Source organism: Streptomyces sp. DSM 120436 (assembly GCF_055778765.1).
Genome location: NZ_JBSKBS010000001.1, coordinates 3,059,146 through 3,085,051, shown reverse-complemented (window position 1 = coordinate 3,085,051; position 25,906 = coordinate 3,059,146). Strand labels below are relative to the sequence as shown.

At 73.3% G+C, this 25,906-nt stretch carries 18 protein-coding genes and 1 pseudogene; 9 read left to right on the top strand and 10 right to left on the bottom strand.

Annotated features, from left to right (window positions below):
* Positions 1–90: 90 nt before the first annotated feature.
* The 5 genes from ACWH4W_RS14070 to eccB all read right to left on the bottom strand — a co-directional run bounded on the left by ACWH4W_RS14070 (position 91) and on the right by eccB (position 6,639).
* The gene (locus ACWH4W_RS14070; RefSeq protein WP_473077493.1) at positions 91–1,314 is read right to left on the bottom strand and encodes a S8 family serine peptidase; all 1,224 of its coding nucleotides are present in this window, start codon (positions 1,312–1,314) and stop codon (positions 91–93) included.
* Between the two features lie 81 nt (positions 1,315–1,395).
* Entirely contained in the window at positions 1,396–3,159 is a 1,764-nt protein-coding gene (locus ACWH4W_RS14065) for a WXG100 family type VII secretion target (RefSeq protein WP_473076071.1), read from the bottom strand.
* The gene (locus ACWH4W_RS14060; protein ID WP_473076070.1) at positions 3,159–3,557 is read right to left on the bottom strand and encodes a hypothetical protein; all 399 of its coding nucleotides are present in this window, start codon (positions 3,555–3,557) and stop codon (positions 3,159–3,161) included. The genes ACWH4W_RS14065 and ACWH4W_RS14060 overlap by 1 nt, the downstream gene beginning before the upstream one ends.
* Before the next feature lie 260 nt (positions 3,558–3,817).
* Positions 3,818–5,089, bottom strand: a complete 1,272-nt coding sequence (mycP, locus tag ACWH4W_RS14055) for a type VII secretion-associated serine protease mycosin (RefSeq protein WP_473076069.1) — start codon at positions 5,087–5,089, stop codon at positions 3,818–3,820.
* Positions 5,090–5,103: 14 nt separating this feature from the next.
* Positions 5,104–6,639, bottom strand: a complete 1,536-nt coding sequence (eccB, locus tag ACWH4W_RS14050) for a type VII secretion protein EccB (RefSeq protein WP_473076068.1) — start codon at positions 6,637–6,639, stop codon at positions 5,104–5,106.
* A gap of 203 nt (positions 6,640–6,842) precedes the next feature.
* Between eccB and eccE the strand changes: the two genes are divergently transcribed.
* The 9 genes and pseudogenes from eccE (at position 6,843) to ACWH4W_RS14005 (ending at position 19,059) form a co-directional block, all read left to right on the top strand.
* The gene (eccE, locus tag ACWH4W_RS14045; protein WP_473076067.1) at positions 6,843–8,159 is read left to right on the top strand and encodes a type VII secretion protein EccE; all 1,317 of its coding nucleotides are present in this window, start codon (positions 6,843–6,845) and stop codon (positions 8,157–8,159) included.
* Positions 8,156–8,977, top strand: a complete 822-nt coding sequence (locus tag ACWH4W_RS14040) for a hypothetical protein (RefSeq protein ID WP_473076066.1) — start codon at positions 8,156–8,158, stop codon at positions 8,975–8,977. Before eccE ends, ACWH4W_RS14040 begins: the two co-directional genes overlap by 4 nt.
* A 340-nt stretch (positions 8,978–9,317) precedes the next feature.
* A pseudogene (locus ACWH4W_RS14035) lies at positions 9,318–9,395 on the top strand (hypothetical protein); the annotation flags it as partial.
* Positions 9,396–9,971: 576 nt separating this feature from the next.
* Positions 9,972–12,812 carry a MinD/ParA family ATP-binding protein gene (locus ACWH4W_RS14030; RefSeq protein ID WP_473076065.1) on the top strand — a complete coding sequence of 947 codons (2,841 nt, stop codon included), beginning with the start codon at positions 9,972–9,974 and terminating at the stop codon, positions 12,810–12,812.
* A 304-nt stretch (positions 12,813–13,116) separates the two neighbouring features.
* A complete protein-coding gene (locus ACWH4W_RS14025) occupies positions 13,117–14,982 on the top strand; it encodes an ABC transporter substrate-binding protein (protein WP_473076064.1) in 1,866 nt (621 codons plus the stop codon).
* Between the two features lie 24 nt (positions 14,983–15,006).
* Positions 15,007–16,068 (top strand): ABC transporter permease, encoded by a 1,062-nt coding sequence (locus tag ACWH4W_RS14020; protein ID WP_473076063.1) that lies wholly within the window; start codon positions 15,007–15,009, stop codon positions 16,066–16,068.
* Positions 16,065–17,006, top strand: coding sequence for an ABC transporter permease (locus tag ACWH4W_RS14015; RefSeq protein ID WP_473076062.1), 942 nt, complete (start codon positions 16,065–16,067; stop codon positions 17,004–17,006). The genes ACWH4W_RS14020 and ACWH4W_RS14015 overlap by 4 nt, the downstream gene beginning before the upstream one ends.
* Positions 17,003–18,058 carry an ABC transporter ATP-binding protein gene (locus ACWH4W_RS14010; protein ID WP_473076061.1) on the top strand — a complete coding sequence of 352 codons (1,056 nt, stop codon included), beginning with the start codon at positions 17,003–17,005 and terminating at the stop codon, positions 18,056–18,058. The genes ACWH4W_RS14015 and ACWH4W_RS14010 overlap by 4 nt, the downstream gene beginning before the upstream one ends.
* On the top strand, positions 18,055–19,059 hold the full coding sequence (locus ACWH4W_RS14005) for an ABC transporter ATP-binding protein (protein WP_473076060.1): 1,005 nt from the start codon (positions 18,055–18,057) through the stop codon (positions 19,057–19,059). The genes ACWH4W_RS14010 and ACWH4W_RS14005 overlap by 4 nt, the downstream gene beginning before the upstream one ends.
* A 255-nt stretch (positions 19,060–19,314) precedes the next feature.
* On the opposite strand, the gene ACWH4W_RS14000 is transcribed toward ACWH4W_RS14005, so the two are convergent.
* The 5 genes from ACWH4W_RS14000 to ACWH4W_RS13980 form a co-directional block, all read right to left on the bottom strand.
* On the bottom strand, positions 19,315–20,277 hold the full coding sequence (locus tag ACWH4W_RS14000; RefSeq protein ID WP_473076059.1) for a bifunctional riboflavin kinase/FAD synthetase: 963 nt from the start codon (positions 20,275–20,277) through the stop codon (positions 19,315–19,317).
* A 140-nt stretch (positions 20,278–20,417) separates the two neighbouring features.
* Complete coding sequence (locus tag ACWH4W_RS13995) at positions 20,418–23,825, bottom strand: trypsin-like peptidase domain-containing protein (RefSeq protein ID WP_473076058.1); 3,408 nt, start codon at positions 23,823–23,825, stop codon at positions 20,418–20,420.
* Between the two features lie 267 nt (positions 23,826–24,092).
* Entirely contained in the window at positions 24,093–25,001 is a 909-nt protein-coding gene (gene truB, locus ACWH4W_RS13990; RefSeq protein WP_473076057.1) for a tRNA pseudouridine(55) synthase TruB, read from the bottom strand.
* The gene (rbfA, locus tag ACWH4W_RS13985; protein ID WP_473076056.1) at positions 24,998–25,447 is read right to left on the bottom strand and encodes a 30S ribosome-binding factor RbfA; all 450 of its coding nucleotides are present in this window, start codon (positions 25,445–25,447) and stop codon (positions 24,998–25,000) included. The genes truB and rbfA overlap by 4 nt, the downstream gene beginning before the upstream one ends.
* Positions 25,448–25,480: 33 nt before the next feature.
* The gene (locus ACWH4W_RS13980; RefSeq protein ID WP_473076055.1) at positions 25,481–25,774 is read right to left on the bottom strand and encodes a DUF503 domain-containing protein; all 294 of its coding nucleotides are present in this window, start codon (positions 25,772–25,774) and stop codon (positions 25,481–25,483) included.
* Between the last annotated feature and the right edge of the window lie 132 nt (positions 25,775–25,906).

The following is a 25,906-nucleotide window of genomic DNA, read 5'->3' as shown; positions in this document are numbered from 1 at the left end:
AGATCGGTGGTGTGGTGTGAAGCGGCACCGTGTGGTGGTGTGGGTGGCGGGCGTGCCTCCGGGAGGCGGCTTGCTGCTCCGTGCGTCTCCTTACGCGCCCCGCCGTGAGCGGATCACGGTGAAAACGCCCGCACCGACCGCCACGGACGCCGCTGCGGCTCCGAGAGCTACCCAGAGAGTGGTGTTGCCGGAGAAGTCCTCGTCGGAGGCGACTGCCGACGTCTCGTCGCCCCCGGTGCCGGGGTCCGGTACGGCCGTGCCCTTCGAGGGAGCCGGGGAGGCGGTCACCGGCTTGCCCGACTCATCCAGGAGGCCCACGACGTTCTCCCGGGCGAGGGGGTCGGTGTCCGCCGGGCCCGGGTCGAAGGTCTTGTTCTCCAGCACCTTGCGGGGGCGGACCAGGCCGTAGCCGAGGTACGTGCTCGGGTCGTCTCTGGCCCAGTCGCGGCCGGCCGTTTCGACGAGGCTGTTGAGGACCTGGTTCGCGGTCCAGTCCGGGTGGGCGGACCAGATCAGGGCGGCGGAGGCGGAGGTGACGGCAGTGGCCGCGCTCGTGCCACCCTTGTCGCAATAGGCGCGGAACGAGTTGTCGCACCAGCCCGGCATGTTCAGCCCCGGAGCCGCCAGGTCGACGTAGTTGCCGTGCTCGGAGAACTTTGCCACCTTTCCGGACTCGTCCGATGCGGCAACGCCCACCACGTAGGGATAGGCCGCCGGGTACCCGATACGACTGTTCTGGTCAGCGTCGTTGCCCGTAGCGGCGAACATGAGCTTGCCTCTGGCATGGGCGTATTTGATCGCTTCGAGTTCTTCCTCGTTTTCCCGGTCGTTACCGAAGGACATGCTGATGATTTTCACGTCGCTGTCGGCTACTGCCCTGATGACGTCCGCCAGGTCAGGAGCCTTCTTCGCCTCAGCGCCTCCCAGGCCTTCCATGGAGATCCGGTAAGGCACAACCTTCGCCCCCGGCGCCAGCCCTTTCAAACCGCCGTCGGCACCAGTTCCGACGATCAGTTCGGCCATGGTCGTCCCGTGACCCTTGTAATCCTCCGTCGCCTTGTACGTGAGGCTTGCGGATTTCTCGTCGGTGACGATCTGACCTCGGAGCGAAGGCGTGTCCGGATTGACTCCCGTGTCGATCACGGCGACCCTGACGCCCTCGCCCGTGCTCACTTTCCACATCTCGTCGGTCTTCATCGCCGACAGGTACCACTGCTGTGACTGAGTGTCCGAAGCCACCGCGCCGGAGCTCAGACCTACCGACAGGACGGCAACAGCTCCGATCACCGAGCAGACAGTCGCGCCCCGTCTCATGGTTCTGAAGGGCGCGTTCCACCTGACGCGTCGGCCGATCCTGTGCACCACCATGCTCCAGTCCGTCCCTTTTCTGCCTGGTCAGTCAGTCGACGATGCGTCGCGGCGACGCTCGTCGCGGCGCGAGCGGCTCTCGACGGAGTTGCGGTTTCCTGCAACTCCGCCTTGTGCTCCGGAGGCATCACGGCGGCCACCGTCTCTTTGTCCACTGGGACCTCTCCCATCGGACGCACCCACGACCCCGCCGGCGCCGGGAAGACGGGCCGCCGACGTCGTGCTCGATGCCGAAGGAGGAGCCCCGATCACCCCGCGCTGGCCGGTGCCCTTCCCCGTCGGGCGTGCCCCGGGGTCGCCGCCTCCGCCGATGACCGTGCCGCGTGGCACCTTAGAGCCGTTGTGAACAGGTGTGGCACCCGTGACAGGCCGGCCACCGACAACGCCGTCGCTGCTGTTCCCGGAACCACCGTGCCCGGACCGTGCCGCTCCCGTCGCACCTGAAGGGCTGCGGGGAACACCACTCACGTGTCCCGGCACCGGGCCCGCGGGCCTGGGCACCCCGCCGACGACGCCCCGGGCCGCAGGGTCGGCCCCGGGCATTCCTGCCTGCCCCAGGGGGCCGCGCCACACCTGCCCCAGGGGGCCGCGCCACACCTGCCCCAGAGGGCCCGTCGCACGGCCGTCCACCGGTCCAGGTGTGACGCCACGTGCTCCCTGCGCCAGGGGCGCAGATCCCGTACGAGCTGCCGGCCCGTTTCCCGTGGCCCCTGCAGCTCTCCCCTGCGCCGGAGGAGGGGTATGGGGGAAAGGCGTGCTGCCGGGGCGGCCCATGCGCCCGGCCCCTGAGAGAGAAGCGGGTGGAACCGTACCCGAGGCAAAAGGAAGAGGCCCTGCCTGCTGGCCCGTGGAACCGCCTGTTGCCGGTGGGGTGGTGGCTGGTTTCACGGCCTCCTGGGGAGGCAATGTGCCGACACTGTTGATCTCGGTGCCCACGGGCTGCTTCGGCAGCAGGTCGGGGTGCCTGCCCTTCTCGAGAAGCGGCGGCTGGTCCGCATGCGGTCGTCCCGCTGAGACGAAGCGTGATTCCGCAGGTGACGTACGCGCGTCGGCCAGAGCCGAGGGCGGTGGCTGCGCATCGTCCCGCGGAGCGGGGTCGGACGCGGTCGTCAGCGCGGGCACCCCCACATCCGGCATCTCCGGAAACACCGGCTCCTCCGCCGACTGCATCGTCCCCGCCGACACCGTGTAGTACGACGCCAGGCGGTACATCTGGTTGATGGCTTCTTGGCGGTCCTTCTCCGCCTTGAGGGCCGCCGTGTACTCGGCGTTGCTGTCGACCTGTGCGGCCTCGGGGATGTCGTCGACCGTCTTGCGGGCGGTGCGGGTGTCGCGCGGGGGCATGGACTTGCGGACCGAGGCGAGGCCGGAGCTTGCCGCCATCACCTGGGTGCCGACGATGTCGGCGTAGTCGGCGATGCCCTCGGCTGTCCTGACGAGACTGTCGGCCCACTGGGTGAAGGCGGTCCTGGACTCGCCCTTCCAGTCGACGCCCCGCATGTCCTTCTCGAGTTCCCCTGCCGCTTCCCTGATGGCGTCACGGGCCTTGACGAGCGCCTCGGCCGCCGATTCCAGGAGTTCAGGGCTGGCCGACTCGACGATGTCGACCATGTCGTTGAGGTCGTAGCCCTCGAAGTTGGTGGAGCCGAAGTGGAGGCCGCGGTGGTGGAAGGGCCCGAAGGGAGCGGAGAGCCGCGTCATGTCCGTGACAGCGTCGAGGACGCCGTTCTGCTGCCGGGCCTCCTGGCGCTCCTCCAGGAAGGGGTCCGGCTTCTTCTCGTGTCCGCTCATCAGTACCCCGCGTCGGTGTGGTCGGCCCGGTTGCCTCGCTCGACCCGCTGGCCCAGCATCTCCTCACGCGTCTGGTTGGCCTCCAGCCGGATCTCGTGGAACCGCCGGCGCTGTTCCTCTTCGAGGTTGTCGAAGGTGACGTCCACACCGTGCACGGCGATGCGCATGGCCTCCAGTTGCAGTCCGAGCTGCTTGGAGAGCGCGGTGATCCGCTCGTGCACCCGCTCGTACTCCAGGTGCAGCAGCTTGCCCTCCGGGAAGGCGCCGCTGCCGAAGGCGTCGGCCGGCAAGCTGTGGGATCCGACCCTCGACGGACCGCCCGGCGAGCTCTCGAAGGCCGCCAGCAGGTCGTCCACGCGCTTCTTGAACGTGGACAGCGCCATCACGCCGCGACGCATGTCCGCAGTGCCCCTGCCCGTCTCGTCAGGAAGCCCCACTGCTCTCCTCCCCGTTCTCCCCGTTGCGCGGTCGGTCCTGCACCCGTTCTCGGCGAACACACCGTTGAGACGATCCCGACCACTTCGGACCACCCTAGTGAGCGGCACCGACAGCCCAACTGACATACCTGCGAACTCACCGGCAACTGGCCGACTTTCGCCCCCTCACCCGGCGGAGCCGCCGACAGGCCATGATGTCCGGCGCGCGTCCGAAGCCCTCGTCACGACACGACGCGTTCCTCGCTGCCTTCTCTCCCGCGAGCGCGTCCGCGTGCGTCCCGGATCGCGACCGCGGTCCCGCCGAGAACCGCGACCAGGACCGCCGCCCCGACGGTCGCGTAGGTCGCGAGGCGGGCGTTGCGTTCGTCGGCGGTCTCACCGAGCGGCAGTGGGGCGGCGGCCGGGGCCTCGGCCCTGGCCAGGCCCTCCTTGGGGCGAGGCGACTCGATCGGCCGGTCGTCCTCGGTCAGCGCGCGGACGGGATCCACCACTCCCCAGCCGACCAGGCGGTCCCGGCCGGCGATGGTGCGTTCCGCGGTGTGCTCGATCTGGGCGACGATCTGACGTCGTGTCCAGTCGGGGTGCTTGGCTTTGATGAGCGCCGCGACAGCGGAGACGTACGGTGCCGAGAAGCTGGTGCCGTTGTCCGAGCAGTGGCCTCCGCGCGGGACGGTGGAGATCATGTCGACGCCCGGGGCGGCCACGTCGACGAAGTCCCCGGACTGCGAGAAGGGCGCACGTTCGTTGTTGCGGTCGGAGGCGGCGACGGCGAGGACGCCTTCGTAGGAAGCCGGGTAGGTCTTCTTGACGTTGCCTCCGGCTCCGTCGTTGCCCGCCGACGCGACGACGACGATCTCGTGCTCCAGTGCCTCGTTCACGGCTGCTTCCAGGTCCGCGGACGGCTCGGCGGCGTCCGCGGTGTCCTGGGAGATGTTGATGACGTCCGCGTTCGCGTCGACGGCGTGACGGATCGCCGCGGCGAGGGTACTGGTGTCACCGTGGCCTTCGGCGTCGTTCTGCGCGATCGGGATGATGGTCGCTTCGGGGGCCAGGCCGACGAAACCGGTCCCGGACGCGGGGCGGGCGGCGATGATGCCGGCGACCTTCGTGCCGTGGCCGACGGTGTCGGTGATGCCCTTCTCACTGCCGCGCTCGACGGGGTCGCCGTTCTCGTCCTCGAGATCCTTGGGCAGGAGGTTGCGGCCGTTCTCGGCGTCCACCGCGTCCTTCAGCTGCGGGTGCCTCACGTCCACACCGGTGTCGATGACGGCGACCCGGACGTCCTTGCCCCTGGACTGGCTCCACAGCTCGTCGAGCTGGACGCGCTGGAGGGACCAGGGGCGGCCGGGGTAGCGGGCGTTGGGGTACTCGCACTGACCGGAGAAGTCGTCCGCGGCGGACGGTGACACGAGGAGCAGGGGAGTCGCGAGGCCCGTCAGCAGGACAGTCGCGGCGGCCGCCGTCCGGAGGAGATGCGTGCGTGTGTCTCGCATGGCCGTGTCCCTCCCTACGAGCCCTGCGGCTGGCGTGCCGCTGCCGTGGACAGGCGGGGGCCGGTGGGGAGGAACGCAGACCAGGCTGCGGGGATCGGCGCGGGGGCCACGTCGGCGTAGCCGAGGCGGGTCTGGGCCTGCTGGGCCTCCTGCTCCAGCTGCTTGCGCTCCTCGGCCGACATACCGATGCCGGCGTCGTCGGTGGCGCTGTCCGCGTTGGACTGCAGCACGTGACGCAGGCCGGTGTCGGTCACCAGGAAGACGGGGCCCGCCGTCGTCTCCCTGCCCTGGAACTGGCGGTAGAGCTGGCCCGAACCCGGGGTCACGTAGGCACTGGAGGAGCCGGTGGGGAGGTCGGCGGGGAAGCCGGTGCCCGCCCAGGTGCTGAGCTTGGTGGCGCCCTTGTCGCCGACACCCCGCAGAACGTTGCAGACTGTGTTGCGGCTGCCCTCGGTGTCCGACGCCTCGTTGACCGGGCGGGGAGCGCCGGTGGGCCAGTCGTGCTCGGTGCCGAAGGGCCGGCCGGGAACGATCGCCCCGGGGCTCGTCTCCAGCGCCTGCCCGGCCTGTCCGACCTGCGCCAGGTCCTTGCTGAACAACAGCAGCTGCGCGACGAAGGCCGAGACCGGAGCGATCCGGCCAGGCAGCACGACGTAGTACTGCTCCTTGTCGTTGTCGAACGCCTTGAGCACGGTGCCGACCCGGTTCGCGGACGCGTCGAGCTGGCCGGGGGCGTCGGCGGGATCGCCGGGGACCCCCTCGATCTCCGGAAAGGTGACCGGGTCGCCCTGGTGCAGCGTCGCGAGCCATTCCCGGGAGACCCGCTGGGGCTCGCGGCCGGAGCCGACGACCGTGCGGAGCAGCAGTTCCAGCTCGTCGCCGGTGTCCACCGCGTCGACACGGTACGCCGTGCCGCCCGCGTCCACGACGAAGCGGTGGCCATCGGGGTCGGCCACGTAGAGCAGCTGTCCGTCTCTCAGCCGCTGCCTGCCCTCGGTCAGTCGCTTCTCCCGGTCGGCGAGGACCAGCGCGGCCTTCTGGACGGACCGACCACCCGCGCTCGGGCGTTCGCAGACGACCCATCGCTTCGCGGCGCCCGCCTCCTTTTCGGAGGGCAGGCGGTCAGGGGCGTACGGGATGCCGATGGTGGGTCCGTGCGGAATCTTCCCGCTGTCGAGGAGCGACTCGCTGACGGTGACGACGTCACCCTTGCCGGGTGCCAGGAGAAGCTTGGCGGAAGCCATGTTGAGCACCGGGTGCAGCTGGACCTCGTCACCGGTCTTCAGAACGACGTACCGGGTGGTCGACTTGCTGGCGATGATCACCTTCTCGTTCGGGACGTCCCAGCCCTTGGGCGCTGTGGGCTTGAACATGCCCCAGGCGCCGAACACGGCCATGACGATCACCCCGATGACGAGCCCGGGCACGACGCCCCGCAGCGGGCGCGGCGCTCCCTCTTCCGAACCCGGGGGAGCCGACTGGACGAAGGCCGCGAGCAAGCGGCGCTTCGCGAAGGTGTAGGCGTTGAGCTGATCCCGCCGAGATGCCATGGATGCGTGTCTCTCCCCGTGTTCCGCCCGAGTTCTACCCAGGCGGGCCGGGGCCGCTGTCCCCCGCCCGCCGCTGTCGGACCGGCCCCCTACTATGCCTGGTGCGCGGGACGATTTGAGGAGCGGGTAGGGTGCCTGGGCCCTCAAGTGACCGAGGCGGTGCTGGAATTCCAGCGAGCGGTGAGAGAACGGGGGATGGAGTGATGGCTTCCGGGACACGGGCGGCAAGCCGCGGCCGGGTCCGGGCGCGCGGCTCCGCGGGACCCACGGAGGGAGCGGCACGACCGGCGTCCGCGCGTGACGGCTTCCACCTCACAGTGCGCGGGGGCCGGCCCGGTTCGTTTCGGCTGCAACGACTCGTGCTGCTGGAGCTCGCGGCCGCAGGCCTCCTCACGGGGTGGGCGCTCGGTCCGGTGACGCTGGTGTCTGCCGTCGCCGTCGCCGTGGTCCTGGTGCTCCTGGCCTTCGTCCGCCGCCGCGGCCGTTCGCTGCCCGAATGGATCGTCACGGCGCACGGGCTGCGCTCCCGGCGGAAGAGCGCAGCGAGGCTGGTGGTGCCGCCCGGCACGGAGCCGGGGCTGACCCCGGCCGTGGAGTGCGACCCGAGCCTGCGCACCTACACGTACGGCAGCCGGGAGAGACGGCCCGTCGGACTCGTCGGGGACGGCACCTTCGTCACCGCCGTGGTGCAGGTCGAGGCCGACGCCACGGCGCTGCGGGCCGAGCGGAGCCTGCGGCCGTTGCCGCTGGCCCTGGTGCGTGACGCGCTCGAGGTGGACGGCATCCGCCTGGAGTCGGCGCAGGTGGTGCTGCACACCCAGCCCGCGCCCGCGCTGCACCTGCCGTCCCAGTCGGTGGCCGTCACCAACTACGCGCCGCTGCAGGAGCAGACCGGCGCTCCCGCGGTGCGCATCACCTGGATCGCGCTGAAACTGGACCCCGAGCTGTGCCCGGAGGCCGTGGCCGCCCGGGGCGGCGGTCTGCTCGGCGCGCAGAAGTGCGTCGTGCGCGTCGCCAACCATCTCGCCAGCCGGCTGACCGGCGCCGGGTTCCGTGCGACGGTGCTCGACGAGGAGGAGCTGATCTCCGCCATCGCCACCTCCGCCTGTGCCAACCCCTTGGTGACGGCCGAGGCGGGCCGGGCGGACCGGCAGGAGCGGCGTACCGAGGAGTCCAGCCGCAGCTGGCGCTGCGACAACCGCCGGCACACCACGTACTGGATCCGCACGTGGCCCTCCCTGGGCGGCGCTCACGGTACGTCGTTGCACCAGTTCGTCGCGCGGGTGACGGGGGTGCGCGCGCTCGCCACCACCATCAGTCTCACCCTCGCTCCCGGAGACCGGCGGGAGATGTCGCTGAGCGGTCATCTGCGGGTGACCGGACGCAGCGCCGAGGAACTGACCGGGGCACGGCGTGCGTTGGAGGCTGCCGCGCGGGACGCGGGCGCGGCGCTGGCCCGGCTCGACCGGGAGCAGTTGCCGGGCGTGCTCGCCACTCTGCCCCTCGGGGGTGCCCGGTGACGGCCGTGACGACACAGACCGCCGGCGGTTCCGGCGTGTACGGCATGCCGCCGCGTACGGGCGGGGAGGCGGGGGTCGGACGGTCCCCGGACGCGGCCGGGCGACGCGCGCGTGACGCGCTGCGCTCCGGCTTCGGCCTGTTCGGTCCTCGTCACGGCCGGCACACCCTGTCCGTGGACGACCTGGACACCCTGGCGCTGCCCATCGGGGACGACGGCGTCGTCATCGGGGTGGACGTCCAGGGGCAGCCCGCCGTCCTGGGGCTGAACCGGCCCACGCCGTACGACGTCGTGCTCATCGGCGGCCTGTGGACGGCTCAGGTGCTCGCGTTGCGGGCCGCGGCGACTGGCGCCCGGGTGGCCGTGGAGACTGGCCGGCCGCAGGCCTGGGCGCAGATGGTGCACGCCATGGGCGGCGGCCAGAACGGGTTGTCGGTGTACGACGTGGGGCGTGTGCCGCCGCAGGGCGCCGCGGCCGGCACCCCGGTGCTGGTGGTGCGGGACTGCGGCATGCGGCCTCCGCGGGGACGCGTGGTGTCCGGCCCCTGGCAGTCGGTGCTGACCCTGCTGCCCTACCTCAGCCCCGTCGCGCCCCGGCTGGTGCGGCAGGCACGACTGGTGGGCGTCCAGCGGATATCACCGGACGAGGCCGCCGAACTGGGCCGCACGACGGGATTGCCCCGGGCCGACGTCGGTACCCTGCCGACCCTCCCCGACGGTGTCACCCTGTGGTGCTCCGACCGCGACCGGCAGTACGTGACGACGCAACCGACCGACGCGGAAGTGGGGTTGCTGGGCACACCGCGCCGGATGGACTGACGCCGAGTCGATCGGCCGGCCGGCCGGCCGCGGCGGGGGTGCTCGGTGAGTGGTCAGTGCTTTGTCCGTCGCCGGGACGCGTTGCGGAAGTTCGTTACGACCGGCGCGTTTTCGTCCGGTGCGTGGGGAGTCGGAACCGCGATCCCGGTGGGCGTCACGAGGCGGCCCCGTGCCCGGCCGTGGGCGGGCCTCCCGGGGTGACGGTCGTGGTGATTAGGCTGGTATCGGTGTGACGCCAGAACCCGTCGTACGGGTACGGGCGTCCTGACGGGGAGGGCAGATGGTCGCCCCCAGCACGGCACGAGGGTGCTCGACCAACCAGGAGGAACTGTGAGCAGCGATCGGGACGGTACGCACGGGAGACTGGGCGACCCCCGGCGATGACCAGCCCGACGCGGAGTCCGCCGTCGAGACGACGGGCGAGTTCACCATCGACTACGCGCCGCCGGCCTGGTACACGCAGAACGCCTCGGGGGCGTCCTCGTCGGCCGGTTCCTCCCCTTCTGGTTCCGGCAACTCGTCCGGCTCTTCCCCGGATTCGGGGAGTTCGGAAGCTACGGGAGCCGCGGGGACTTCGAGGGCTTCGGGGGGTTCTTCCTCGGCGTCCGGTGGGTCCGGTACGTCCTCCTCGCCGACGGGTGCTTCCGGTGGGCCCGTTCCGCCGCTGCCGGGGCTGACCCCGCCGCCGCACGCCGTGGGGGCCTCCGGGCCGTCCGCCCTGCCGACCCCTCCGGCGCCGGGGGCGCCTTTCACTCCGCCCGCGCCCGCTCCGGGCGCCCCGTTCACGCCGCCAGCGCCCGCGCCGGGCGCTCCGTTCACGCCTCCCCCGCCGCCCTCCGGCGGGCCCGTCGCCGTGCCCCGGCTGCCGGTGGGGAGCGGGTTCGAGCCGCAGCAGCCGGAGCCGGACGCGCAGGGGAAGAAGGAGCCGGAGCAGGAGTCTGAGTCCGACTCGGCCCCGACGGACGCGTCTCCGTCTCCGACTGCCGTGCCGGCCATGCCGGTCGGGCAGCGGCCGTCGCCGTACGTGGAGCCGTCGGACGGGACCGACAAGGGCGACATCGAGAGCGGCGCCACGATCCGTTTCTCCGCCGCCGCGCTGCAGCGGGAGATCGCCGAGCGCGACGCGGCCGCCGAGGCGGAGAAGGAGGAGGCCGGCTCCGGCTCCGAGACTTCGGTTGAGCCGGTTGTGTCGGAGGAAGGCTCTGCCGGCGCTTCACCAGAGGAGAACGACGGCAGGGGTGTCGACGAGGTCGACGCCGATGCCGGCGACGAAGACGGTCTCGACGCCGACTCCTTCGGTCCCCCCGACGTGGAGGAGCGCAACGACGAGGACGCCGAGAGCGCTGCCGCCGTCGCGGAAGAGGACGAGTCCGCCGAGTCGGACGCGGCCTCGGTGGCTGACGTGGCGGGTGATGTCCCGTCGGCGGCCAGGGGCGAGGACCAGCCCGAGGACGCCGTGTCGTCCGACGACGCGGCGGAGTCGGACGACGACGAGCCTGCCGGCGCCGAGCCGGAGGACGCGGTTCCCGCCGACTCCGCCGACCAGGGCGGCGAGCCCGAGGACGCCGTTCCGGGGCCGGTCGACGCGCCTCAGGCGCCTCCGGCTCCGCCTGCCCGTCCGATCGCTCCGCCGTCGGGCGGCGACTGGTCCGTGCAGCCGCCGCAGCCGCAGGCTCCGCAGGGTGGCGCGCCCGCTCCGCAGACCCCGTTCCAGCCGCAGGCCCCCCAGCCGGCGCCGGCCGCCTGGAACCCCCCGCCGGCTCCCCCGGCGCAGCCGGTAGTGGCGGCTCAGCAGCCGCCGCAGGCTCCGACCCCGCCCGCGCCCCCGGCCGGATACGGCTTCCCGCCCGCCACACCCACGCAGCCCCCCGCACAGCCCCAGCCCGAAGCACAGCCCGCGCCCCAGCCGGGCGCACCCGCCCAGCAGCCCGGATACGGCTTCCCCCAGCCCCCCGCGCCGGGTCAGCGGCAGGCTGAGCCCCCGGCACCGGCCGCCCCGCCGACGCCCGCTGTGCAGCAGCCGCCGCAGGCTCCGACCCCGCCCGCGCCCCCGGCCGGATACGGCTTCCCGCCCGCCACACCCACGCAGCCCCCCGCACAGCCCCAGCCCGAAGCACAGCCCGCGCCCCAGCCGGGCGCGCCCGCCCAGCAGCCCGGATACGGCTTCCCCCAGCCCCCCGCCCAGCCGCAACCAGGCGCGCCCGGCCAGCCCGCCGGGTACGGGTTCCCGCAGCCCGGTGCCGGTGCGCCGGGCGGGCCCGTTCCCCCGGCCCAGCCGGGCGGTTACGGCTTCCCCCAGCAGCCGCAGCACCAGCAGCCCACCCCGCCCGCGCAGCCGCAGCCGCCGCACCAGCAGCCTCAGCAGCCGCACCCTGGCGTCCCGCCGCAGGCCCAGCCCCCGCAACAGCCCGTCGACCCGCGCAGCGGTACCGCCTGGCCGCAGCCCGTGCAGCACGACCAGCGGCAGCCGGTCAACCCGGGTGCCGCGCCGCTCGGTTACACGGCGGCCGTCGAGCTGTCGTCGGACCGGCTGCTCAACAGCAAGAAGCAGAAGGCGAAGAGCAGCCGTCCCGCGTCCGGCGGGTCGCGGTTCAAGCTGGGCGGGAAGAAGGAGGAGGCCGAGCGGCAGCGGAAGCTGGAGCTGATCCGCACGCCGGTGCTGTCCTGCTACCGCATCGCCGTCATCAGCCTCAAGGGCGGCGTCGGCAAGACGACCACCACCACCGCCCTCGGCTCCACGCTCGCCAGCGAGCGGCAGGACAAGATCCTGGCGATCGACGCCAACCCGGACGCCGGTACGCTCGGCCGCCGCGTGCGGCGCGAGACCGGGGCCACCATCCGTGACCTCGTGCAGGCGATCCCGTACCTCAACTCCTACATGGACATCCGGCGGTTCACGTCGCAGGCGTCCTCCGGTCTGGAGATCATCGCCAACGACGTCGACCCGGCCGTGTCCACGACGTTCAACGACGAGGACTACCGGCGCGCGATCGACGTGCTCGGCAAGCAGTACCCGATCATCCTCACCGACTCGGGCACCGGTCTGCTGTACTCCGCCATGCGCGGGGTGCTGGACCTCGCCGACCAGCTCATCATCATCTCCACGCCGTCCGTGGACGGTGCGAGCAGTGCCAGCACGACGCTGGACTGGCTGTCGGCGCACGGATACGCGGACCTCGTGTCCCGGTCCCTCACCGTCATCTCCGGCGTCCGCGAGACCGGCAAGATGATCAAGGTCGAGGACATCGTGTCGCACTTCGAGACGCGCTGCCGGGGTGTCGTCGTCGTGCCGTTCGACGAGCACCTGGCCGCCGGAGCCGAGGTCGACCTCGACATGATGCGGCCGAAGGTGCGGGAGGCGTACTTCAACCTCGCGGCGATGGTCGCGGAGGACTTCGTCCGGCACCAGCAGTCGCACGGGCTGTGGACGTCCGACGGCAACCCGCCGCCGGTCGCCGCGCCGCCCCTGCCGGGCCAGCCGATCCCGGGCCAGCCCACGCCCGGTCAGCCCGTGCCCGGACAGCCGGTTCCAGGTCAGCCCGTGCCCGGACAGCCCGCCCCGGGGCCGTACGGGCCGGGGCAGGCCGCCGTCCCCGGCCAGCCGGGCGCGTACCCGCAGCAGCCCCAGTACCCGCAGCAGCCCCCGCAGCCTCACCCGGGCCAGCCCTACGCCCACCCGGGCCAGCCCCAGGCCCAGCCCGGCCGGCCGCCCGCCCACCCGGGTCAGCCCCCGGCGCAGCCGGGTCAGCAGGCCCAGCCCGGCCATCCCTACCCGCCGCAGCCGTATCCCCCGCAGCCGGGGCAGCCGGGACATCCCGGACCGGCGCAGCAGTAGGGCGCGACCGGACCCGCGACCCGGACCCGCGACCCGGACCCGCGACCCGGACCACCGCGTCCATGAGCGAAAGCGGCCCCTCCGCGAGGGGCCGCTTTCGCGTCTCCGCACCGTCAGCCGCCGACCAGCAGCGCGTCAGTGGTCTCGACCAATGGGATGCAAACGCTGCGTCAACTGAACGTTTCCGCAGGCCACATGGGGTGTGCGCGCCGTTGACGGCCGCAGGTGCCGCTGATAGACACACTCATCACTCATCTGATCGACCCGTCCCACCCGTGCGATCGACGACACGAGGTCTGCGCCCATGGACACGAACGATCAGTACGGCGGTCACCACCGCACCCCTGGCCGGATCCGGCTCGTCGTGGCGGCCGGCGCCGCGGGACTCGCGCTCAGCGCCGGGCTCGCCACGCCCCTCGCCCCCGCCCCCCAGCAGGCCCGAGCGGCCGACGGCGACGGCGAGAAGGTGCTGACGGTCGCGGTGGCGCAGAGCGTCGACTCGCTCAGCCCCTTCCTCGCGGTCCGGCTGCTCAGCACGAGCATCCACCGCCTCACCTACGAGTACCTCACCAACTACGACCCCGAGGACAACCGCGTCGTCCCGGGCCTGGCCACCAAGTGGGAGTCCTCCCCGGACAAGCTGACCTGGACGTACACGATCCGCTCCGACTCCACGTGGTCGGACGGCGAGCCGGCCACCGCCGAGGACGCGGCGTGGACGTTCAACACGATGATGTCCGACGCGGGCGCGGCCACCGCCAACGGCAGCTTCGTCGGCAACTTCGAGAAGGTCACCGCGCCGAGCCCGACCGAGCTGGTCATCGAGCTGAAGAAGCCGCAGGCCACGATGGTGGCGCTGGACGTGCCGATCGTGCCCAAGCACGTGTGGGAGAAGGTCGACGACTTCTCGACGTTCAACAACGACAAGGACTTCCCGGTCGTCGGCAACGGGCCGTTCGTCCTCACCGACTACAAGCCCGACCGCTACGTACGGCTGAAGGCCGACAAGGACTTCTGGCGCGGTGCGCCGAAGTTCGACGAGCTGGTCTTCCGCTACTACAAGGACCAGGACGCCGCGGTGTCGGCGCTGCGCAAGGGCGAGGTGTCGTTCGTCGCCGGCTCGCCCTCGCTGACGCCCGCCCAGGCCGCCGCGCTCAAGGGCGAGGAGAACATTCACGTCAACGACGCCCCGGGCCGCCGCTTCTACGCGCTGGCCGTCAACCCGGGCGCCAGGGCGAAGAACGGCGAGACGATGGGCGACGGCCACCCCTCGCTGCTCGACCAGCGGGTGCGCCACGCGCTGTTCAAGGCGGTGGACCGCAAGGCCGTCATCGACAAGGTCTTCCAGGGGCACGCCGTGGAGGGCGCGGGCTACATCCCGCCGCGTTTCCCGCAGTACTTCTGGGAACCGTCGCCCGGCCAGGAGCTGACGTACGACCCGGCGGAGGCCGCCCGGATGCTCGACCGGGCCGGTCTGAGGAAGAACGCGGACGGCAGGCGCGTCGGCAAGGACGGCAGGCCGGTCACCTACCGCGTGCTGTGCCACGCCACCGACCCGAACGACAAGGCGATCGGCAAGTACCTCCAGGAGTGGTGGGGGGAGCTCGGCATCGGGGTCACCCTCACCTGCCTGGACAACGTGACCGATCCCTGGCTGGCCGGTGAGTACGACCTCGCCTTCGACGGCTGGTCGGTCAACCCCGACCCGGACTTCGTGCTGTCGATCCACACCTGCGCCGCGCTGCCGGCCACACCGGAGGACACCGGCGCGACCGACAACTTCATCTGCGACAAGAAGTACGACGAGCTCTACGCGCGGCAGCTCGCCGAGTACGACCCGGACAGGCGGGCCGCCCTCGTCAAGCAAATGCAGTCGCGGCTGTACGACCTCGGATACATGAACGTCATGGCCTACCCGAACGCGGTGGAGGCGTACCGCACGGACCAGATCGAGTCGATCACCACCATGCCGGCGAAGGCGGGCAACATCTACGGCCAGGACGGCTACTGGAGCTGGTGGTCGGCGGTGCCGGCGGACTCCGGCGGCTCCTCCGGCGACTCGTCGTCGACCGGGGTGGTCGTCGGGATCGCGGCCGGTGTCGCCGTCCTCGCCGGTGTGGGCGTGTTCCTGGCGATGCGGCGCCGGGCGACGGCCGATGAGCGCGAGTAGCGTGCGTGGCGGGCGGGGGCGCCGATGACCGCCGGCGCGGCGTCCGCACCGGTCGGGAAGGCGAGTGCGGACGGGCCGGCGGAGCCCCGAGCGCCGCGGACCCGCACCACCACCGCGTATCTGCGCTACGGGGCCGGCAAGCTGGCGGGCGCGGCCGTGTCCTTGCTCGCCGTGCTCGTCACCGGCTTCTTCCTGTTCCGGCTGATCCCCGGCGACCCGGTGAAGTCCATGACCGGCGGGCGACAGGTGTCGGCCGAACAACTGGCCCACTACCGTGAGCAGTTCGGTCTCGACCTGCCGTTGTGGCAGCAGTTCACCGATTACTGCGGCAAGGCCCTCACCGGCGACCTGGGCACCTCGTACCAGTTCAACGCCCCGGTGACCGACAAGATCACCGAGGCGCTGCCCCCCACCCTGTTGCTCACCGGCACGGCCTTCGTGCTGTACACCCTGCTGGGCGTCTTCCTGGGGACGCGGTCGGCGTGGCGGCACGGGCGGCTCGGCGACCGGCTCAACACCGGTCTCGCGCTGGTTCTTTACTCGGTCCCGTCGTTCTGGCTGGGGCTGCTGCTGATCGTCACGCTGTCGGTGGGGGCCGGGCCGCTGCCGGGGCTGTTTCCCACCGGAGGCATGGAGTCGGGCGGCGAGGAGGGCTTCGCCCACGTCCTGGACGTGGCCCACCACCTGGTCCTGCCGGTGGTGACGCTGGTGGCGGTCGAGTACGGGCAGACGCTGCTGGTGACCCGGTCGGCGCTGCTGGACGAGATGGGCGGCGACTATCTGACCACCGCCCGCGCCAAGGGGCTGCGCGACGACCTCGTACGGCGGCGCCACGCGGTGCCGAACGCCCTGCTGCCGACCGTGACGCTGATCTTCATCAACCTGGGCCGCACGGTGGCCGGGGTGATCCTGGTGGAGACGGTGTTCTCCTGGCCGGGCCTCGGCGGGCTGTTCTACCAGGCGCTCAGCGTGCCCGATCTGCCGCTGGTGCAGGGGCTGTTCCTCGTGTTCGCCGCCGCGGTGATCGTGATGAACACCCTGGCCGATCTGATCTATCCGCTGCTCGACCCCCGGGTGGGCCGATGACGACCGAGAACGGGACGACGAAGGAACGGGCACAGGGGGCTCTCACGGCCCGGCCGCGCTCACTCGCCCGGCGGCGGCGCCGGGACTCGGCCGCGCGCTTCTGGCGGCAGTACCGCACGCACCGGGCCGGGCTGTTCGGCCTGGGCGCCCTGCTGCTGTTCGCGCTGCCGGCGCTGGGCGCCCCGCTGCTGGTCGGTTCCGACGTGGACGACGTGACCGACGCGCCCGGCGGCCCGCTGGAGGGTCCGAGCACCGCGTTCCCCTTCGGCACCGACCGGTTCGGGCGGGACCTGCTCGGCCTGGTGATCCAGGGCTCGCGGGTGTCGCTGCTGGTCGGGCTGCTCGCCGCGGTGCTGTCGGTGACGATCGGGACCCTGATCGGAGTGACGTCGGGGCACTTCAAGGGCTGGTACGCCACGGTGATGATGCGGATCACCGACTGGTTCCTGGTGATGCCGACGCTGGTGCTGGCGATCGCACTGGCCACGGTGATGCCGCGGTCGCTGCTGACCGTCGTGGTGGCGATCGGCGTGACCACCTGGCCGACCACCGCGCGGCTGGTGCGCGCGCAGACCCTGGCGGTGGAGACCCGGCCGTACATCGAGCGGGCACGGGCGCTGGGCGGCGGCCACCGGCACATCATGTCCCGGCACGTGCTGCCCCATGTGATGCCGCTGGTGCTGGCGCAGACGACCCTGATCATCTCCACCGCGATCCTCGCCGAGGCGACGCTCGCCTTCCTCGGCCTCGGTGATCCGTCGGTCGTGTCGTGGGGCGCGCTGCTGCAGGACGCGCGGGAGGCGGGAGCGGTGAGCTCCGGCCACTGGTGGTACCTGGTACCGCCGGGTGTGGCCATCGCCGTGGTGGCGCTGGCGTTCACGTTGTGCGGGCGGGCCGTGGAGCAGGTGCTCGACCCCAGGCTGGGGGTGTCGCGGTGAGTCTGCTCGAGGTCAGGGACCTGACGGTGACGTACGCGGGCGGCATCGAGGCCGTGCGCGGGGTGGACCTGCGGCTGGACGCCGGGCGCAAGCTCGGCCTCGCCGGCGAGTCGGGCTGCGGGAAGTCCACGCTCGCGCTGGCGCTGCTGCGGCTGCTTCCGGCGGGCACCCGGGTCACCGGGGAGATCCTGCTGGACGGCGAGGACGTGCGGGCCATGAACTGGGGCCGGGTCCGGGCCGTGCGCTGGGCCGGTGCCTCGATCGTCTTCCAGGGGGCGATGCACTCCCTCAACCCCGTGCACCGCATCGGCGACCAGATCGCCGAGCCGGTCCTGCTGCACGGCCGGGCGACGGCGGGCGCGGCCCGGAGACGGGCCGGGGAGCTGCTGGAACAGGTCGGTCTTCCGGCGTCCCGTGCGGCGGCCTTCCCGCACGAGCTGTCCGGCGGCCAGCGGCAGCGGGTGATGATCGCGATGGCACTGGCCTGCGACCCGCGGCTGATCATCGCGGACGAGCCGACCACCGCGCTGGACGTGATGATCCAGGCGCAGATCCTGCGGCTGATCGAACGGCTGGTCGCGGACCAGGGCGTGGGGCTGATGATGATCAGTCACGACCTGGCGGTGCTCGCCGGCACCTGCGACCGGCTCGCGGTGATGTACGCGGGGCGGGTGGTCGAGGAGGGGCCCGCCGGCCAGGTCCACGAGGCCGCCCGGCACCCGTACGCCCGCGCCCTGTCGGCCGCCTTCCCGCGCATCGGCGACCCGTCCTCCCGCTTCGCACCGCGCGGCCTGCCCGGCGACCCGCCGGACCCGTCGGCGCTGCCGGGTGGCTGCACGTTCCATCCTCGCTGTCCGGTGGCGCTGGACTCCTGCGCGGTCGAGGACCAGCCGTTGCGCGCGGCGGGCCCGGGGTGGCGGGCGGCTTGCGTACGGGTCGGGCGGGACGGCGGTGGAGAGGCGGAGGCCGCGAAGCCACGTGAAGGCGCGGTACGGCCCGGCACCGGTGACGCCGTGCACCCCGGTCAGGAAGCGAGGCCCCACACCCCATGACCGTCTCCCCCTCCCCCTCCCCCGGCACACGGAACGCGCTGCTCAGCACGCACCGCGTGCACGTCGCCTTCCCCGGTCGGCACGGCACCCCCGACGCCCGGGCCGTGGACGGGGTCGATCTCGACATCCGGCCCGGTGAGATCGTCGCCCTGGTCGGTGAGTCCGGGTGCGGGAAGACCACGCTGGCCCGCGCCCTGCTGGGCCTGGTCGCGCCCACCGCCGGGAGCGTCACCTTCGACGGGCGGCCGCTGGAGTACTCCGGCCGCCGGCTGAAGGCGTACCGCAAGCGCGTGCAGCTGGTGCTGCAGGACCCGAGCGGCTCGCTCAACCCGCGGCACACCGTGTACGACGCGGTGGCCGAGGGGCTGCGCATCCACGGTCACGGCGGTGACGAGCGGGCGGCCGTGGCCGGGGCGCTGTCCCGGGCCGGACTGCGCCCGCCGGAACGCTTCTTCCTGCGCCGTCCGCACGAGCTGTCCGGCGGTCAGCGCCAGCGGGTGGTGATCGCGGGCGCGCTGGTGCTGGAGCCCGAACTCCTCGTCGCCGACGAGCCCGTGGCCTCCCTCGACGCCTCCGTGCGCGGCGAGATCCTCGCGCTGCTGCTGCGGCTGCGCGACGACCTGGGGCTGTCCGCGCTGGTCGTCACGCACGATCTGGGGCTGGCCTGGAACATCGCCGACCGGGTGGCGGTGATGTATCTGGGCCGGATCGTGGAGACCGGCCCGGTGGAGCAGGTGCTGACCGCGCCCCGGCACCCTTACACGCGGGCTCTGCTGTCGGTGCTTCCCGAGGCGCCCGGCGACCCCGTGGTCCTCACCGGTGAGCCCCCGGACCCGTCCCGGATCCCGTCCGGCTGCCGTTTCCACCCCCGCTGCCCGGTCCTGGCGAGCGGGGAGGCGGAGCGGGCGGGAGTGTCGCAGGCGTGCCGGACGCGGGATCCGGGGATCCTGACCGGCGACAGCACGGCTCAAGTGGCGTGCCACTGGGCGGCGGCACGCTGACCGGAGAGCGACCGCTCGGACGCCGTGCCACCCCCCGATGGCTCCCCGGGCGCCCTGACCTCGCCCAGCGACTCCCCCGGCGCCCTGATCCCCCTCAGCGGCTCGCCAAACGCCCTGGTCCCGCTCAGCGAACCCCCACGCGCCCTGACCCCGCTCAGCGACCGCTCAAGCGCCCGTCTCCCGCTCGGCGAATCCCCACGCGCCCTGGTCCCGCTCAGCGGACCCCCACGCGCCCTGACCCCGCTCAGCGACCGCTCAAGCGCCCGTCTCCCGCTCGGCGGCCGCGACGAGTTCCTTGCACCGCTCGACGTCCCGCCCCATCTGCGCGAGCAGATCGTCCAGTGTGTCGAACTTGGCCTGGCCGCGCACGAACGCCAGGAAGTCCACGGCGACGTGCAACCCGTACAGGTCGAGGCCGACGCGGTCGATGGCGTACGCCTCCACGGTCCGCTCGGTGCCGTCGAACTGCGGGTTGGTGCCGACGGAGATCGCCGCCGGCATCGCCTCGCCCTGCGCGTGCAGCCAGCCCGCGTACACCCCGTCGGCGGGGACCGCGGTGTGCGGGAGCGTCTCGACGTTGGCCGTGGGGAAGCCGAGGTCGCGGCCGCGCTGGGCGCCGCGCACGACGACGCCCTCGACGCGGTGCGGGCGGCCGAGGATCTCGGCGGCGCCCTCGACGTCGCCCTCGGCGACCAGCCGGCGGGTGAGCGTGGAGGAGAACGGCTCGCCGCCGCCCGCCTCACCGGTCACGTACAGGTCGACGACCTCGACCTCGAAGTCGTACACCGTGCCCTGCTCGGCGAGGAACCCCACGGTGCCCGCGGCCCTGTGGCCGAAGCGGAAGTTGGGGCCCTCGACGACCGCCTTGGCGTGCAGCTTGTCGACCAGCACCTTGACCACGAACTCGGCCGGCGACAGCTTCGAGAACTCGGTGGTGAAGGGCAGGACCAGCACCGCGTCCACGCCCAGCTCGGCCATGAGTTCCGCGCGCCGGTGGTGCGGGGCGAGCAGCGGCGGGTGGCTGCCGGGGCGGACCACCTCGCTGGGGTGCGGGTCGAAGGTGACGACGACCGCGGGGACGCCGAGCGCGCGGGCGCGGTCCACGGCGTGCCGGATGATCAGCTGGTGCCCGCGGTGCACTCCGTCGTAGGAGCCGATGGTGACGACGCTGCGCCCCCAGTCGTGGGGGATGTCCTCCAAGCCGCGCCAGCGCTGCACTGTGACTGCTCCTTGTCGAAACCTTGTCGGACGAACCCGAGTCCGTGGACTTCTCTGCGCAGCTCTAAGGGTGCCATGCCGGGTGCCCCGGCTCGCATCGGCATGGGGGCTGTGTGACGACGTGCACGCGCCGGGTGGTGTCAGACGGGGGCGGTCGCGCCGGTCAGCTCGTCGATCACCTCCCGGGTGGCGGGTCCGACGAGCGGCCCCCAGACGTGCGGGGCGTCCGCGAGCCAGCCGGCCACGGCCGCCGCGAGACCCGGCACGTGACGGGCCAGGTCGGCGAGGGTGCGGTCGAGGCGGGCGGCGCCCTCGTCCGTGCGGACGAGGAGCAGTCCCGTGCGGTGGACGAGCACCCGCAGCTCCGGCCCGGTGTTCCGGGCGGCGGCGCACAGCACCGCGTCCAGCACGCCGGGGTCGGTCTCCCGGGCGAGCAGCGTGTCGAGCAGGGCGCGGCGCAGGGGACGGGAGGCGGAGGTGGTGGGCGCGGCGAGGACGCCGGCGAGGGCCAGCCGCAGGGGGCGCGGGCCGCCGTCGAGCAGCTCGGTGAGGAGCAGGCGCAGCACGGCGCGGGCGGCGGGGCCGAGGTCGAGGCGGCGGTCGGCGTACCCGGCGACGCAGCCGGTCAGTTCCGGCCGCAGGGCCGCGGCCTCCCGTACGAGGGCGGCGACCGGCCGCGCGAGGGCGGGCGTGGTGGCGTCGGCGAGGGCGCGGAAGGTGTCGTCCGCGTCCGTGCCCTCCATGAGTCGCGTGCGGAAGGCGTCGAGCACGGGCTCGGTGTGGGTCGTCAGGGCGTCGGTGAGCGCGCTCGGCGGGAAGCGCGGGTCGCCCTCCGCGAACCGCTCCAGGGCGCGGGCGAGATGGCGGCCCCTGCTGTCCGGGTCGCGGACCAGCAGGGCGAGGGCGCCACCGTGCAGCGCGCGGTCGGCGGTGCGCACGAGGACCGCGAGGGCGGCGTACCGCAGCAGCGTGCGGTCGCCGAGGTCGCGGGCGTACGGCGCGACCCGCAGACCGTGGGTGACGGCCGCGGCCCGGCGGGCGGGGCGCGGGTCCTCCGCCCAGCGGTCGACGGCCCGGCACATCACGCCGGGCTCCTCCTCGGCCAGCACGGCGAGCAGTTCGTCGGCCCGCCGGTGCGGGCTGTCGGCCAGCGCCTCGGTCAGCGCGTCGGGCGCGGCGTGACGGTGTGTGTGCAGCAGGGCCTGCGCGGCGGTCGCCACGGTGGCGTGCGGGGTGGCCGGCAGCGGCCGCTCGTCGTCGAACCAGCGGATCAGGTACGGCAGTACGGTCGCGGGCTCGGCGGTGAGCAGGCCGGCGACGGCGTCGAGGAAGCGGGGGCCGCTCTCGCACGGGGGCCCGTCGGCCGGCACCAGGCGGCGCAGCAGGGCGCACCGCGCGTCCACGGGCAGCCGCAGCCTCGTCCAGAAGGCGGGGCCCAGCTCGGGCGGGACGGTCCTTCGCTGCTCCCGCCAGGCGACGACGCGGTCGGCGAGCAGGCGCAGCACGCCCGCGTACGGGCCGGCGTCCGGGACGCGGGTGAGGACGCCGGTGAGGAGGCGGGAGGCCCACCAGGATCCGGGGTCGGCGTCCAGGGCGTGGGTGAGGTCGGCCAGGCGGGACGAGAGCCGGGCGGGGCCGTGCCTGCGGGCGAGGCACAGCAGGGCCTCGGCGACGGGGCCGATGCGGTGGCGGGGCACGGGCCCGGTGCCGTCGGCGGGGGCGTGCACCAGGGTGTGCAGGGCGCCGTCCAGGTCGAGGTGGGCACCCTGGAGCCAGTCGGCGAGCTCCTCGTGCCCGAACCGGTAGCCGTCCCCGGCCGGGACGAGGAGCCCTTCGGCGAGCACGGCGTCCGCCCATCCGGGCGCCGCGCCGCCGTGCCGGCCGGAGGCGGTGGCGAACCCGGTCCCCGCCTCGGGGAACAGTTCCTCGAACGACGCGCGGTCCAGTGCCCCGTCCTCCGTGCCGAGGCAGCGCCGGGCCGCCTCGTGCGCCTTCCCCGCGGCCCTGGCGGCCAGACGGCGTACGGCGGTGCCGCGGGCGCCGAGCCCTCCGGCGAGGCGCTGGGCGATCCGCAGGCACGTGAGGTCCAGGTGGGCGGCGAGCACGTCGTCGCGGTCGACGGGACCGTCGGGTGCCGCCGCGGCGACGTCCGACCGGACGTCGGCGAGCAGCCGCAGGGTCAGCGGGTGGGCCGCGTCGGCCTCACCGACGGCGCCCTCGGGGATGCCGTACCGGGCGCGGGCCTCGCGGGCCTCGTCGGCGGTGAGGTCGCCGAGGACCAGGCACGGCGGGAGCCCCTCGGGGCCCGTGCCGCCGTGGTGCGGCGGGCCGGGCGGGAAGCCGGCCTCCTCCCAGTGCTCGGCGCCGCAGGCCACCACCAGGCGGGTGCCCGTGGCGCGCAGCCAGTGCGTGGTCTCCTCGGTCCACGCGACGCGCCGCCGGTACAGGCCGGGCGCCATCTGCTCGGGGTCGTCGAGGAGGAGCAGCAGGGGGCGGCCGGCGGTGTGGGCGAGCAGCGCGAGGCGCTCGGGCGCGAGGTCGCCGAGGTCCTGCGGCAGGAACGGCATACGGACGGTCACGTCGGCCGCGGCCCGCTCCAGGGCGCGGCGGGCGGCGTCGGCGACCGAGGTGTCGTCCTCACGCAGGTCGGCCCCGCGCAGCCACAGCGTGGGCAGGCCCTCGCGGTGACGGCGGCGGGCGAGGGCGGCGAGTTCGGTGCTGCGGCCGCTCCCGGGCGGTCCGACGAGGCCCAGCACGGCGGCGTCGCCCCGCTCGAAGGCGTGAAGCTCCGTGCGCACGGCGGGCCGTTCGACGGGCTCGACGGCCGCCTGCGGGCCGTGGCGGGCCGCCGAGGCGGCGGTGAGGCCGACCAGCCCGGCGAGGTTGAGGTCGCTCCCGTACGCGGGGACCGTGGCCGCGTTCTCCATGAGCAGCCCGGCGAGGGCGGGGACCGTGGGGCGCAGGGGGACGGCGAAGCCGACGTCGGAGGCGGCGGTGCGCAGCGCGGTGCCGAGCACGCCGACGACGGTGCCGGTGGCGGGGTCGAGCACGGGGCCGCCCGCCGCGCCGCCGCCGAGCCGCAGCGCGTCCCGCCCGGCGGTGCCGACGGCCAGCTCCAGGGCGCCGGGCACGCGGTGGGCGCGGTCGGTGGCGGTGTACGTGACGGTGGTCGTCCCGAGCACCCGCGCCTCGCGCCAGCCCCCGGCGGGGATCCGCACGTACGCGCCGGTCTCCACGGTGTTCCGCGAGGTGACCGGCAGGGGGGCGACGCCGAGGTCGCCCGCGCGCACCAGGGCCAGGCCGAGGGCGGGCAACGGCGTGACGGCGTCGGCGGTCACGATGCTGTGGCGGCCCTCCGCGCCGTACAGCACGAGGCGGGGCAGACCGTCGACGGCCTCGTGGCCGGTGATCACGGTGCCGTGCCGGTCGGCCACGAAACCGGTGCCGCGCGGGCGGCCGGCCAGGTCGTGGAGCGCGACCAGCCCGGGGTCCGCGGCGGCCCGGAACCGCTCGAGGGCGTACGTCGGGGCGTCGCGCGACGGCATCATGGAGCCTCCTGCCGTGCCGTACCTGGTGCCTTGCCCGCGACCTTAGGGCCCGATGATCAGCGGCACAGACCGGCCGGCGAACGCGCCCCCTTCCACTCCCCCGCTTCACTCCGAGCGCCCGCACGTGCGGGTGAACAGAACGGGGTGGCCGGACAGACCCTGGGGATGGGGGAACCGAGGGGGACCGTGGAGCGGCGCCACGCCCGTCCCCGTGTCGCGCCGCTCCACGGGCGGCCCCGACGGAAGCGGCCCCCGGAGGGGCCGTCCTCACGCGGCGAAGACCGCCAGGCTCTTGGCCTTCCCCCGCTGTTCCTCCACGAGCGCCAGGAACCGCTCCCCGGGGCCGAAGACCGCCACCGCGCCCTTGCCGGCGTACTCCTCCGGCATCTCCAGGCGGACGCCGTTCGTCAGCAGCTTGGCGCGGCGTTCGTCGACGTCCCAGCGGGGGAACGCGGCCGCCGCGGCCTCGGCGACCGGCATGACCGTCAGCTTCTCCTGGAGCTCGTCCAGGGTCTTCGCCGCGTCCAGGCGGTACGGGCCGACGCGGGTGCGCCGCAGCGCGGTCAGGTGGCCGCCCACGCCCAGTCCCGCGCCCAGGTCGCGGGCGAGGGCGCGGATGTACGTGCCGGAGGAGCAGACGACCGAGACCACCAGGTCCAGCACCGGCGTGCCGTCCTCGGCGACGGCCTCGCGGACGTCGTACACGGAGAACGACGAGACGGTGACCGGCCGGGCGGGGATGTCGAAGTCCTCGCCCTCCCGCGCGCGCTTGTAGGAGCGCACTCCGTTGATCTTGATGGCGCTGACCTTGGACGGCACCTGCATGAGGTCGCCGGTCAGGGCGGCGACCCCCGCGTCGACGGCCTCGCGGGTCACCTTCGAGGCGTCGGCGGAGGCGGTGATCTCCCCCTCGGCGTCGTCGGTGACGGTGGTCTGGCCGAGCCGGACCGTGCCGAGGTACTCCTTCTCGGTCAGCGCCAGGTGGCCGAGGAGCTTGGTCGCCCGCTCCATGCCGAGGACGAGCACGCCCGTCGCCATCGGGTCGAGCGTGCCGGCGTGGCCCACCCGGCGGGTGCGGGCGATGCCGCGCATCTTGGCGACCACGTCGTGCGAAGTGAAGCCCGACGGCTTGTCGACGATGACAAGGCCGTCGGGCGTGGTGTGCTTCTGGGTCATTCGGCGGTGTCGTCCGTCTCGTCGTCTTCCGGCTTGCGGTACGGGTCGGCCTCGCCGGCGTACGTGGCGCCCGCGGACGCCTCGCGCACCTTGGCGTCGGACTGGCGCGCCTTGTCGAGGAGGTCCTCGATGGTGCGCGCGGTGTCCGGCAGGGCGTCCATGACGAAGGTGAGGGTCGGGGTGAACTTCACGCCCGCCGCCCGGCCCACCTCGGAGCGCAGCACGCCCTTGGCGGACTCCAGGCCGGCCGCGGCCGCCTTCCGCTCCTCGTCGTCCCCGTACACCGTGTAGAAGACGGTCGCCTCCCTGAGGTCACCGGTGACCCGGGTGTCCGTGATGGTGACGTGCGAGCCGAGCCGCGGGTCCTTGATCCCGCGCTGCAGCTTCTGGGCCACCACCTCTCGGATGAGGTCCGCCAGCCTCTTGGCACGCGCGTTGTCGGCCACTGGTCCGTCTCCTTAAGTGCTTAACGTCTTGCTTCAGTCTTCGTCGCTGTGGAGCCTGCGTCGAACCGAGAGCAGTTCCACCTCGGGCCGCCCGGCGACCAGCCGCTCGCAGCGGTCGAGGACGTCGGTGAGGTGGCTCCATTCCCCGGAGACCACCGCGAGGCCGATCTCGGCCCTGCGGTGCAGGTTCTGGTTCCCGGTCTCCGCCGCGCTGACCGCGTACTTCCGCTGCAGTTCGGCGACGATCGGGCGGACGACGGAGCGCTTCTCCTTGAGCGAGTGGACGTCGCCGAGGAGCAGGTCGAAGGACAGAGTCCCCACATACATGTGTGCATCCGGATGACCCGCCGGCTCGGGATCAGGGGCCTCCCCGGTCCGGACGGAGCCGGTACCCCGGGAAAGGGCGCCGCAGCGGCGCCGGTACGGGAACCGTACACGCAACGGCCGGGGCCGATCGAC

Bases quoted from the DNA above. Each gene is read 5' to 3' on its own strand.
- ACWH4W_RS14070 (WP_473077493.1), bottom strand. From the start codon at position 1,314: ATGAGACGGGGCGCGACTGTCTGCTCGGTGATCGGAGCTGTTGCCGTC.
- ACWH4W_RS14065 (WP_473076071.1), bottom strand. From the start codon at position 3,159: ATGAGCGGACACGAGAAGAAGCCGGACCCCTTCCTGGAGGAGCGCCAG.
- ACWH4W_RS14060 (WP_473076070.1), bottom strand. From the start codon at position 3,557: ATGCGTCGCGGCGTGATGGCGCTGTCCACGTTCAAGAAGCGCGTGGAC.
- mycP (WP_473076069.1), bottom strand. From the start codon at position 5,089: ATGCGAGACACACGCACGCATCTCCTCCGGACGGCGGCCGCCGCGACT.
- eccB (WP_473076068.1), bottom strand. From the start codon at position 6,639: ATGGCATCTCGGCGGGATCAGCTCAACGCCTACACCTTCGCGAAGCGC.
- eccE (WP_473076067.1), top strand. From the start codon at position 6,843: ATGGCTTCCGGGACACGGGCGGCAAGCCGCGGCCGGGTCCGGGCGCGC.
- ACWH4W_RS14030 (WP_473076065.1), top strand. From the start codon at position 9,972: ATGCCGGTCGGGCAGCGGCCGTCGCCGTACGTGGAGCCGTCGGACGGG.
- ACWH4W_RS14025 (WP_473076064.1), top strand. From the start codon at position 13,117: ATGGACACGAACGATCAGTACGGCGGTCACCACCGCACCCCTGGCCGG.
- ACWH4W_RS14020 (WP_473076063.1), top strand. From the start codon at position 15,007: ATGACCGCCGGCGCGGCGTCCGCACCGGTCGGGAAGGCGAGTGCGGAC.
- ACWH4W_RS14015 (WP_473076062.1), top strand. From the start codon at position 16,065: ATGACGACCGAGAACGGGACGACGAAGGAACGGGCACAGGGGGCTCTC.
- ACWH4W_RS14005 (WP_473076060.1), top strand. From the start codon at position 18,055: ATGACCGTCTCCCCCTCCCCCTCCCCCGGCACACGGAACGCGCTGCTC.
- ACWH4W_RS13995 (WP_473076058.1), bottom strand. From the start codon at position 23,825: ATGATGCCGTCGCGCGACGCCCCGACGTACGCCCTCGAGCGGTTCCGG.
- truB (WP_473076057.1), bottom strand. From the start codon at position 25,001: ATGACCCAGAAGCACACCACGCCCGACGGCCTTGTCATCGTCGACAAG.
- ACWH4W_RS13980 (WP_473076055.1), bottom strand. From the start codon at position 25,774: ATGTATGTGGGGACTCTGTCCTTCGACCTGCTCCTCGGCGACGTCCAC.